The following is an 11,048-nucleotide window of genomic DNA, read 5'->3' as shown; positions in this document are numbered from 1 at the left end:
GCGCCTCGGCGTGTCCTCAGCTGCAGACCGTGCCGGCGGGCGGGAGCCGGCCGCTGAGCAGGTACCGGTCGACCGCGGCGTCGACGCACGCGCTTCCGGGCCGCAGGTAGGCGGTGTGCCCGTCGCCGTCCCAGGTGACCAGCCGGGCGGAGGGGAACACCCGGGTGAGCGCCTGCGCCCAGGCGTACGGGGTGGCCGGGTCGCGCAGGGTGCCGACGACCAGGATCGGCGGGGTGGGGGGAGCCGAGAAGGCCTGAGCCGGGCGGGCCGGGCCGACGGGCCAGTGGGCGCAGGTGGTGAGCAGCGCGGAGTAGTACGCCCCGAACTGGGGCGAGGCGCGCACGAACGCGGGGAGCAGCGCCTCCGCCTGCGCGGGGGTGAACACGGGCCCCAGTGCCGCGCTCAGACAGCTGACCGCCGTGAACCCCACATCGGCGACGGCCTCCTCCTCCGCGACCGAGAGCCTCTGGAGCGCGGCGGTGTCGCCGGCCGAGGCGACCGCCTCGCCCAGCGCCAGGCGCAGTTCGTCCCACGCCGGCCTCTTCAGCGCCGCCAGGACGATGCGGAGCAGATCGTCCCCTGTGACGGCGACGTCCTTGCCCTCCCGCCGCGGGCTCCGGTCGAGACGGGCCACCAGGGCGTCCAGGACCCGGCCCGCCTCCGCCACGGAGCGGCCGACGGGACAGCCGGGGCGGGAGGCGCAGTCGGCGGCGAAGGCCTCCCAGGCCACCTGGTAGCCGTGTGCGGGATCCAGGAAGCGGCGGTAGCCGTCGATCGTGGGGTCGACGCCGCCGTCGAGGACCATGCGGCCGACGCGGGAGGGGAAGAGCTCCGCGTAGGTGGCGCCGAGGTAGGTGCCGTAGGAGAAGCCGAGGTAGTGCAGCCGGTCGTCACCGACGAGGGCGCGCACCAGGTCGAGATCGCGGGCGGCGTCCGGGGTGCCGACGTGCGGCAGCAGCCACCCGGAGTGCCGTAGGCACGCGTCGGCGGTCTCCTCGCGCGCCTCGTCCAGGGCCTCGAAGTCCGGCTTCCCGCCGGCGAACGGACGGGAGCCGGTGACGGTCGCCGGCGCGGCGGTGCCGCAGTCCAGCGGGGTGCTGGCACCGACACCGCGCGGGTCGACGGCGACCAGGTCGTAGGCGGCGCGCATCGCGGGGGAGAAGTCCTCGGCGATCTCCCGGAGGCCGCCGATGGCTGAGTCCCCGGGACCACCGGGGTTGTACAGCAGCGAGCCGATGCGTTCGGAGGCGGTCCCCGTGGACCTCAGGCGGGTGACGGCCAGGGTGATGTCGCCCGACTCGGGGTGGGCGTAGTCCAGCGGCGCCTCGATGGCCGTGCACTGGTAGGACGGCTCGTCCTCGCACGGTTCCCACGCGGGCCGCTGCGCGTAGTGGCGGGCCGGTTCCGGCCGCCCGTCCCCGGAGCGGGCCGCACCGGCCGCTGCCGGGCGGGTCGCGGCGGGCGGCCTCCCTGCGTGCAGGGAGGCACACGCGGTCGCCAGCAGGGCGCAGGCGCCCAGTACCGCGACCGGGCGGCGTCGTCGCCTGCCGGGCCCGTGGCCGGTGTGCCGGACAGCGTCCATCGCCCTGCCTTTCCCGTGTCGTGCTGAAGTGGTGCGTGCTGAAGTGGTGCGTGGTGAGGTCCGCGACGCGGTGCCTGTCAGCGGCAGATGGTGCCGTCCGGTGGGAGCCGGCCGTGCAGGAAGTAGTCGTCGACGGCGGTGTCGACGCAGCGGCTGCCCTGCTGGTAGGCGGTGTGCCCGTCGCCGTCCCGGGTCAGGAGCCGACCCGAGGAGAGCTGGCGGGCCAGGGCCCGGGCCTGGTCGTAGGGGGTGGCGGGATCGCGGGTGGTGCCGATGACGAGGATGGGCGGGGCGCCGCGGGCGGTGATGCGGTGCGGCACCTGGGTCGGCCGGGCCGGCCAGTGGGCGCACATCGGGAGGAAACTGGTGTAGTAGGCGCCGAATTGGGGTGCCGCACGGCGGAACTCGGGCATGGCCGCGCGCGTCTGCGCGTCGGTCGACCGCGGACCCAGCGCGGAGCTCAGGCAGTTGACCGCCGCCAGGGACTGCTCACCCGGTCCTCCGACGTCGTCCGTGCCGAGGAGCAGTCGCCGGGTGGCGGCGTCGCCCGCCTGCACCTCGCGGAGCAGGGAACGCAGTCCGCCCCATGCCGGCGCCGCGAGTGCCGAGGTGACCGCGGTGAGCAGATCGTCGCCGGTGGCGGGGACGCCTCGGTCGTATCCTTCCCGGGAGGCTTCGTCGACTTCCGCGACCAGGCCGTCCAGGACGCGGCCCGCGTCCCGGAGTGAGCGGCCGACGGGGCAGCCGGGGCGGGAGACGCAGTCGGCGGCGAAGGCGTCCCAGGCCACCTGGTAGCCGCGCGCCATGCCGAGGGTGGCGCGGAAGGCGTCCATGCCGGGGTCGACGGCGCCGTCGAGGACCATGCGGCCGACGCGGGAGGGGAAGAGCTCCGCGTAGGTGGCCCCCAGGTAGCTGCCGTAGGAGAAGCCGAGGAAGCCCAGCCGGTCGTCGCCGAGCAGCGCCCGTACGACGTCCATGTCCCGGGCGGCGTCGGGGGTGCCGACGTGGGGCAGGAGCCGGCCGACGCTCCGTGCGCACGCACCGGCGATCAGCGCGAAGCCCGACTCGGGCCCCACGGCCTCCTCTTCGGTCTCGGGGGCGGGCAGCGAGGCGCCCGTCCCGCAGTCGACCGGGGCGCTGCGCCCCACGCCTCGGGGGTCGACGCCGACCAGGTCGTACGCGGCGCGCATCGCGGGGGAGAATCCGTCGGCGAAGGACAGGAGGTCGTCGACCGCCGACACGCCGGGTCCGCCGGGATTGAGCAGCAGCGAGCCGAGCCGGGCCGCGCGCGGACCGGTGGCCCGGTGGCGGACGACCGCCAGCCGGATGTCGCCCGCCTCCGGACGGGTGTAGTCCAGGGGTACCGTCACCGAGGTGCACCGGAACGACGCCGCCTCCCGGCAGGGCCGCCAGTCCAGTCGCTGCCGGTAGTAGCGGGACACGTCCGGCGCCGCTGCCGCCGACGCCGCCACGGACGCCGCCGCCGAGGCGGCGGAGCCGACCGGAGCGGTCGCGGTCGCGGACCGCTCGGCGCCCGCCGGCCGGTGCGGGCGCTGGGGTGAACAGGCGGTCAGCACCAGGCAAGCGCTCAGCAGTCCGGCCGCGATGCGCCCGTGCCTGCCGGACAGGACACCCGTGGCCCGCACGGCGGCCACCGCCCGTCAGACGCAGACCGTGCCGGAGGGGGGTAGCTGACCCTGTGTCAGGTAGTCGTCGACAGCGCTCTCGATGCAGGTACTGCCCTGGTGGTAGGCGGTGTGCCCGTCGCCGTCCCAGGTGAGGAGCCGCCCGGAGGAGAGCTGCCCGGCGAGCGCCTGCGCCCAGGGGTACGGGGTGGCCGGGTCACGCAGAGTGCCCACGACCAGGATCGGCGCCGCGCCGGCCGCGGTGATCCGGTGCGCGGACTGGTCCGGACGGACGGGCCATTGGGTGCACATCGGCAGGGTCCCGGCGTAGTACTCGCCGAACTGCGGGGCGGCGCGACGGAATTCGGGCAGCGCCGCCTGCGCCTGGGCGACGGTCGACCACGTTCCCAGCGTGGAACTCAGACACGACACGGCGTAGTACGACTGGTCGCCCGGGTCGGTCTCCTCGTCCACGCCCGCGAGCGCCTGAACCGCCGTGGTGTCACCGGCCCGCAGCTCCGCGAGCGCGGCGCGCAGCGCCTCCCAGGCCGGGGCCCGCAGCCCGAGGACGACCGCTCCGAGGACGGAGTCCCCCGTGACGGTGATGTCCTTGCCCTGCCGCAGGGGCGTGCGGTTCAGCGTCGCCACCAGGGTGTTCAGGATGCGGTCGGCCTCCTGGACCGAATGCCCGACGGGGCAGTCGGGCCGGGTGACGCAGTCGGCGGCGAAGGACTTCCAGGCGACCTCGTAGCCCCGGGCCTGTCCGATCGTGAAGGCGTAGCCGTCCAGGGCGGGGTCGACGGCGCCGTCGAGGACCATGCGGCCGACGTGGGAGGGGAACAGCTCGGCATAGGTGGCGCCGAGGTAGGTGCCGTACGAGAAACCCAGGTAGTGGAGGCGCTCGTCGCCCAGCACGGCGCGTACGACGTCCATGTCGCGGGCGGCGTCCAGGGTGCCCACGTGCGGGAGCAACCGCCCCGCGTGGCGGCGGCATTCGGCCGCGACCTCCGCGTAGCCCGCGGCCGAGGCGTCGATGTCCGCCCTGCGCGCGCCGGGGTCCGGGGCCGCCGCGGGGGTCTCGGCGGCGCAGTCCACCAGGGTGCTGGCGCCGACGCCGCGCGGGTCCACCGCGACCAGGTCGTACGCGGCGCGCACCGCGGGGGAGAAGGAGTCGGCGTTGCCGAGAAGGTAGGCGATCGCGGACGAGCCCGGGCCACCGGGGTTCATCTGCAGTGAGCCGATGCGCACGGCGCCGCTCCCGGTGGCCTTCTGGCGTATTGCGGCCAGGGTGATGTCGCCCCCCTCGGGGCGGTCGTAGTCCAGCGGCACCTCGATGGTGGCGCACTGGAACGACGGCACCTCGGCACAGGCCTTCCAGCCCGGCTTCTGCCCGTAGTAGCGCGCCAGTTCCGCCGGTTCAGCGGTGGCGGCACCCCCCGCGGGTGCCACCGCGGCTGCCCCGGCCGGCGTCTGCCGGAGGTCGCCCGCCGCGCACGCGGTGAGCAGCAGCCCGCAACTGCCGAGCACGGCGACGAAGCCGTGCAGCCTGCGTCGGGGTGCGTTCATGGCCACGCCTTTCTGTGCGCCGCGCGGAGTGCGGGGCGGGTGGTCAGTCAGCGGCAGACCGCGCCGGTGGGCGGGAGCAGACCGTGCAGCAGGTAGTCGTCGACGGCGGTGTCGACGCAGCGGCTGCCGCGCTGGTAGGCGGTGTGCCCGTCGCCGTCCCAGGTCAGGAGCCGGCCCGAGGAGAGCTGGTCGGCCAGCGCCCGGGCCTGGTCGTAGGGGGTGGCGGGGTCGCGGGTGGTGCCGAGGACGAGGATGGGCCCGGCGCCGTGGGCGCTGACGCGGCGCGGGAGCTGCGTGGGCCGCGCGGGCCAGTGGGCGCACGTCGACAGGTCCTCGTTGTAGAACGCGCCGAACTGGGGCGAGGCCCGCCGGAACTCGGGCAGCGCGGCAAGCGTCTGGGCCGGGGTCGAACGTGATTCGAGCGCGGAGCTCAGGCAGTTGACCGCCGTCATGGACTCGTCACCGGGCGCGTCGTCCTCGGAGCCCACGATTTCCCGCAACACAGTGGTGTCGCCGGCCCGCACACCGCCGAGCAGCGAGCGCAGCGTCTCCCAGTCGGGCGCACGCAGTGCGGTGACGACCGCGCCGAGCAGGGCCTCGCCGTCGAGACGGTCGTCCTTGCCCTGCCGAAAGGGCGCGCGGTCGAGCGCGGCGACCAGTGCGTCCAGGGTCCGGCCCGCCTCCTCGACGGAGCGGCCGACCGGGCAGTGTCCGCGGCCGGCGCAGTCGGCGGCGAAGGACTCCCAGGCGATCTGGTACCCGCGGGCCTGGTTGAGATAGGCGTGGTAGCCGTCCATGGCCGGGTCGACGGCGCCGTCCAGGACGACCCGTCCGACGCGGGAGGGGAAGAGCTCGGCGTAGGTGGCGCCCAGGTAGGTGCCGTAGGAGAAGCCGAGGAAGTGCAGGCGGTCCTCGCCCAGTACGGCGCGGACGACGTCCATGTCCCGGGCCGCGTCGAGGGTGCCCACGTGCGGCAGCAGCCGCCCGGCGCGCCGGGCGCAGTCCGCGGCGACCTCCGCGTGGTAGGCCGCCCAGGTGTCGATGACCGCGGCCTCGTCCGAAGGAGGGGTCCCGCGCGTCCCGCGCGTCCCCGCGCCCGGAAGCCCGGTGGCACCGCACTCCACCGGCGTGCTGTGCCCGACACCGCGCGGGTCGACCGCGACCAGGTCGTACGCGGCGCGCAGGGACGGGGAGTAGCTGTCGGCGTAGGCCAGCAGGTCGTCGACGGCGGAGAGGCCGGGCCCACCGGGGTTGATCTGCAGCGCGCCGATGCGCGCGGCGCCTCGGCCGGTGGCGGGCCTGCGAATGGCGGACAGGGCGATGTCGCCCGCCTCCGGGTGCGCGTAGTCGCGCGGCACCCTGAGGCTCGCGCACTGGAACGACCGCTCGGGGCAGGGCCTCCAGCGCGGGTCCTGCGTGTAGTAGCGCCGCAGGTCCACGCGGATCGCGGCGTCCGACGCACTCGCGGAGGCCGTCCCGGAGGGGACGGGCCCGGCGGTCCTGCCCGAGTGCGTCACGGCGGTGCACGTGGCGAGCAGCAGCCCGAACGCGACCAGCACGGCGAGCGTGCAGAGCAGGCCGCGCCAGGGTATTCGGCCGGAGGCCGGGACAGCTTTCATCGCCACGCCTTCGTTTCCGCCCGTTGGGAGACGCGGGGCTGGTCGGCATCGGTGAGCGGCCGCGGGGGCGGGTCCGGGCGCCGCGCCCCGGCAGGGAGCGGTCACGCCGTCGCCCCCACCTCCGGCTGCGTAACCAGGTCATCACAGATCGTGTGCGGGGGACCGCCGGGCTGAGCCGAACGCGTGAACCCGGCGCGCCGCCCCCCGTGTCGCTCCCCGCCGCAAGTGCCACTGCGCCCACGCAAGTTGTCCGGTATCGCTCTGGCCCCGCGGGCGGGGCCGCGGCTAGCGTCCGCGGGTGCCTTCACCCATGCGCACCACCCGCCCCCGTACCGACCGCATCCGTATACGAACGACCTCCCTGGTGGCGACCGTGATCGCCGCCCTCGCCGCCGTCCTCCTGCCGGTGGCCACCGTGCAGGCCGCCTCCGCCGCCGGGACCGTCCGGCACGGGCTGAGCCGGCCGGACTACTCGTACGCCGACGCCGTCCGCGAGGCGGTCTGGGTCGAGACGGGCCGCGACGACGACGGAGACGGCCGCACCGACCGGGTCGCCGCCGACATCGTGCGGCCCCGCGAGCCCGCGGCCGCCGGCCGCAAGGTCCCGGTGATCATGGACGCGAGCCCTTACTACTCCTGCTGCGGACGCGGCAACGAGGGCCAGTTGAAGACCTACGACGACCAGGGCCGCATGGTCCAGGCCCCGTTGTACTACGACAACTACTTCGTCCCGCGCGGCTACGCCGTCGTCCTGGTCGACCTGGCCGGCACCAACCGCTCCGACGGCTGCGTGGACGTCGGCGGCCCCTCCGACATCGGCTCGGCCAAGGCCGTGATCGACTGGCTGAACGGCCGGGCCAAGGGCTACACCTCCCGCACCGGCTCCCGGCCCGCGAGCGCCCGCTGGTCCACCGGCGACGTCGGCATGATCGGCAAGAGCTGGGACGGGACGATCGCCAACGGCGTCGCCGCGACCGGGGTGCGCGGCCTGCGCACCATCGTGCCGATCAGTGCCATCAGCTCCTGGTACGACTACTACTTCCAGCAGGGTGCCGCCCTCTACGACTCCGGCCCCGACTGGCTGTCGGACTACGTCGAGAGCCCGGCCGCCCGCGCCCGCTGCGCCGCCGTGCAGCAGCGCATCGTCGACGGGGCGCCCCGCAGCGGCGACTGGACCGGGTTCTGGAGCGAACGCGACTACACCAAGGACGCCGGGAAGGTCCGCGCCAGCGTCTTCGCCGTCCACGGCATGCAGGACCTCAACGTCCGCACCAAGCACTTCGGCCAGTGGTGGAGCGCGCTGGCCGCGCACGGCGTGGAACGCAAGGTGTGGCTGTCGCAGACCGGCCACGTCGACCCCTTCGACTTCCGGCGCGACGCATGGGTGTCCGCCCTGCACCGCTGGTTCGACCACTACCTGCTGGGCGTCCACAACGGCGTGGAGCGGGAGCCCGGCGCCGACGTCGAACGCGCCCCCGACCAGTGGACGACCGACCGCTCCTGGCCGCCCGCCGGCACCGAACCCACCCGGCTGAACCTGCGCCCCGGCGCCGTCCCCGGCCAGGGCGGCCTGAGCACCGCCCCCGCAGTGCCCGGCAGCACGGCGGCCTTCACCGACACGCCGCAGGAGTGGGAGGAGGACTGGGCCGCCGGGGCGGACACCCCGAGCGACTCCAGGGCCGTCTTCACCACCGGCACCCTCAAGCGCGACCTGAGGCTGTCCGGCAGCGGGACGGTCACCGTCACCGCGTCCTCCTCGACCACCAGCGCCCACCTCTCGGCGGTCCTGGTCGACCTCGGTCCGGACACCGTCCGGGACTTCCTGGGTGCCAAGGAGGGCATCGTCGACCTGGCCACGCGCTCGTGCTGGGGCGAGAGCACGGAAGGCGACAGCGCCTGCTTCCGCGACACGGCCACCGACGCGGCCGACGTCGCCCACACCGTGGTGAGCCGCGGCTGGGCCGACCTCGGGCACGCCGCCTCCGCGTGGCACGGGCGTCCGCTCGTCCCGGGCCGGGCGTACACGGCCACCGTCACCCTGGCCGCCACCGACCACGTCGTCCCGGCCGGGCACCGGCTCGCGCTGATCGTCGCCGGCACCGACGGGGGAATGGTCGAGCCCCCCGACACCACCCCCACCGTCACCCTCGACCTGGCCCGCTCGCGTGCCCTGCTGCCGCTCGTCGGCGGAGCGCGCGGCCTCGCCGCGGCGGCCCCGCACACGTCCGCCGCACAGCGCGTCGCGGACGTCCCGCCGGCCCCGCGCCGCACCGCGACCGTGGTCCCCGCGGGGCGCTGACCCCGGCCCTGCCCGTCCGCCCTCACGCCCGGTGAGGGCGGGCGGGTAGTGTCAGCGGGTCAGCGATAGTTGTACGAGGAAGCAACAGCACCCGTGGACAGCAGCAAGAAGACCGCCGAGGACGCCCCCGCCGACGAACCCACCGCGGAGCGCGTCACGGCGGCCGCCACAGCCGCAGAGGACAGCAGCGCCCGCCGGCGACGTTGGCTCATGGACACCCGCCCCCTGCGCCACCCCGCCTACCGCCGCCTGTGGAGCTCCACCACCGTGACCGCCGTGGGCAGCCAGCTCACCGCCGTCGCCGTGCCCAAGCAGATCTACGACATCACCGGCTCGTCCGCGTGGGTCGGCTACTCCAGCCTCGCCGGGCTGGTCCCGCTGGTGGTGTTCGCCCTGTGGGGCGGGGCCGTCGCCGACAGCGTGGACCGACGCAAGCTGATGCTGCTCACGAACATCGCCATCGCCGTCACCTCGCTGCTCTTCTGGGTGCAGGCCTTTGCGGGCGCGCACTCCGTCTGGCTGCTCATGGTGCTGCTCGCCGCCCAGCAGGCGGCGGCCGGCATGAACGCCCCCGCGCGCAGCGCCGCCATCGCCCGTCTGGTGCCTGCCGAGGAGTTGCCCGCCGCCATCGCGCTCGGCTCGACCGTCATGCAGACCGGCCTGATCGTCGGCCCGCTGCTCGCCGGCGTCCTCATACCCGTCATCGGCCTGGCCGACCTCTACCTCCTCGACGCGATCGCCCTCACCGCGACCGTGTGGGCGGTGTGGCGGCTGCCCGCGCTGCCGCCCCTGGAGGCGAACGGCGCGCCCGTCGCCCGGCGCGGCGGCTGGCGCGAGGTAGGCGCCGGCTTCCGCTACATCACCGCGCAGCGCATCCTGCTGCTGTCCTTCCTCGCCGACATCGTCGCCATGGTCTTCGGCATGCCGCGCGCCCTGTTCCCGCAGCTCGCCGACACCACCTACGCCTCCTGGAACGAGGGCTTCGCACTCGGCCTGCTGTACGCGGCCATTCCCATCGGCGCCGTCGCCGGCGGACTGTTCTCGGGCACCTTCTCCCGCGCGAAGCGCCACGGCCTGATGGTCGTCATCGCTGTCTGCGGCTGGGGCGCGGCGATCACCGGACTCGGGCTCAGCGGCAGCCTGTGGTGGGCCGCGGGATTCCTGGCGCTGGCCGGATTCGCGGACATGGTCTCGATGGTGTTCCGCAGCGCCATCCTGCAGTCGGTCGCGACGGACGACATGCGCGGGCGCATGCAGGGCGTCTTCACCGTGGTGGTCGCGGGCGGTCCCCGGCTGGCCGACCTCCTGCACGGCACGGCCGGCTCCGCGTTCGGGACGCGTGGCGCGGTCGCCGTGGGCGGTGTGCTCGTGGTGGTCGTGATGCTGGGCCTCGCGGCGGCGTTCCCGGCCTTCACCCGGTACCGGGGGGCCTGAGCCGGGGAGTGGTGCCGAGCGCCCCGTCTCCGCTGTGGCGGTTCCCGGCGGCGACCCGGCCGCCGCCCCGTCCCGGTCGGGCACACGGGGGGCGGGGGCACGTCCGCGAGGTTCCGGGCGGAGTGCCGCCCTGATCGTACCGGGCGCGGCACGCGCGGCGGCCGAGGGGACCGCCCCGGCGCGCCGTCCCCGTGTGCGGGTGGCTGCGCCGGGCTGCCGGGTGGGTGTGTGCGGGTGCGTTGCGCCTGCGGTCCGGGTGCCCCGGGCTGCCTGGTTGTCGTGTGCGGGTTGTTTGCGCCTGCGGGTGGCTGCGCCGGGCTGCCGGGTGGGTGTGTGCGGGTGCGTTGCGCCTGCGGGCGGCTGCGCCGGGCTGCCTGGTTGTTGTGTGCGGGTTGTTTGCGCCTGCGGGCGGCTGCCCCGGGCTGCCGGGTGGGTGTGTGCGGGTGCGTTGCGCCTGCGGCGGGCTGTCCCCCGCCCTCCCTCCCTCCCCCAGCCTTCGGCCGGGGGGACCCCCATCCGGCGCGGTCAGTGAACGCCTCGCGGGGTGCGTGGTGGGCCGGGGGCGGGGCCTCCGGGGCTGCACGTCCTGGACTGGGTTATTTACGTGCATGGCGGGCGGTCCATGTCGGAGCCCCGGATGCCGCACACAAATATCCCGCAGCGTCCAGAACATCCACCCCTACGACCCCGCCCCCTCCGTATGACGGGGCGACTGACGGCCGGAGGGGGGTAGAGGGCGGTCCGGGGTTGCCGCCCGTGCCTTGCTGAACGCCCACGGCCGTCTGGTGCTCCATGGGGGCAGTTTCCTTTGGTAGCTGGGGGTGGTGGCTGAGGCCCGCGTCGGCTTCGCGTGATGATCATGGGGTGGATCTGGCCGGAAGGTCTTTCGGGGTGCTCGGGCCGATGCCGGCGGTAGGGCGCGC

Annotated in this window: 6 protein-coding genes; 2 read left to right on the top strand and 4 right to left on the bottom strand. The window is 75.0% G+C overall.

The window, feature by feature from the left end; genetic code table 11:
- Positions 1–16: 16 nt before the first annotated feature.
- From OIE69_RS07785 to OIE69_RS07770, 4 genes are all read right to left on the bottom strand, one after another.
- A complete protein-coding gene (locus OIE69_RS07785) occupies positions 17–1,582 on the bottom strand; it encodes an alpha/beta hydrolase (RefSeq protein ID WP_326571204.1) in 1,566 nt (521 codons plus the stop codon).
- Between the two features lie 77 nt (positions 1,583–1,659).
- Positions 1,660–3,228 (bottom strand): alpha/beta hydrolase, encoded by a 1,569-nt coding sequence (locus tag OIE69_RS07780; RefSeq protein WP_326571203.1) that lies wholly within the window; start codon positions 3,226–3,228, stop codon positions 1,660–1,662.
- Positions 3,229–3,243: 15 nt separating this feature from the next.
- Positions 3,244–4,773 (bottom strand): alpha/beta hydrolase, encoded by a 1,530-nt coding sequence (locus OIE69_RS07775; RefSeq protein WP_326571202.1) that lies wholly within the window; start codon positions 4,771–4,773, stop codon positions 3,244–3,246.
- Positions 4,774–4,820: 47 nt separating this feature from the next.
- Positions 4,821–6,392 carry an alpha/beta hydrolase gene (locus OIE69_RS07770; protein WP_326571201.1) on the bottom strand — a complete coding sequence of 524 codons (1,572 nt, stop codon included), beginning with the start codon at positions 6,390–6,392 and terminating at the stop codon, positions 4,821–4,823.
- A gap of 310 nt (positions 6,393–6,702) precedes the next feature.
- Between OIE69_RS07770 and OIE69_RS07765 the strand changes: the two genes are divergently transcribed.
- Both OIE69_RS07765 and OIE69_RS07760 read left to right on the top strand, forming a co-directional pair.
- Positions 6,703–8,691: a Xaa-Pro dipeptidyl-peptidase gene (locus tag OIE69_RS07765; protein WP_326581037.1), complete on the top strand. Its 1,989-nt coding sequence runs from the start codon at positions 6,703–6,705 to the stop codon at positions 8,689–8,691.
- A gap of 93 nt (positions 8,692–8,784) precedes the next feature.
- Positions 8,785–10,125, top strand: coding sequence for an MFS transporter (locus OIE69_RS07760; protein ID WP_326571200.1), 1,341 nt, complete (start codon positions 8,785–8,787; stop codon positions 10,123–10,125).
- Positions 10,126–11,048 lie beyond the last annotated feature (923 nt).

Source organism: Actinacidiphila glaucinigra (genome assembly GCF_035918135.1).
Classification (GTDB): domain Bacteria; phylum Actinomycetota; class Actinomycetes; order Streptomycetales; family Streptomycetaceae; genus Actinacidiphila; species Actinacidiphila glaucinigra.
This window is presented reverse-complemented; position numbering and strand designations above follow the sequence as displayed.

Excerpts from the sequence above, each read along its gene's own strand:
- OIE69_RS07785 (WP_326571204.1), bottom strand. The coding sequence starts at position 1,582 with ATGGACGCTGTCCGGCACACCGGCCACGGGCCCGGCAGGCGACGACGC.
- OIE69_RS07775 (WP_326571202.1), bottom strand. The coding sequence starts at position 4,773 with ATGAACGCACCCCGACGCAGGCTGCACGGCTTCGTCGCCGTGCTCGGC.
- OIE69_RS07770 (WP_326571201.1), bottom strand. The coding sequence starts at position 6,392 with ATGAAAGCTGTCCCGGCCTCCGGCCGAATACCCTGGCGCGGCCTGCTC.
- OIE69_RS07765 (WP_326581037.1), top strand. The coding sequence starts at position 6,703 with ATGCGCACCACCCGCCCCCGTACCGACCGCATCCGTATACGAACGACC.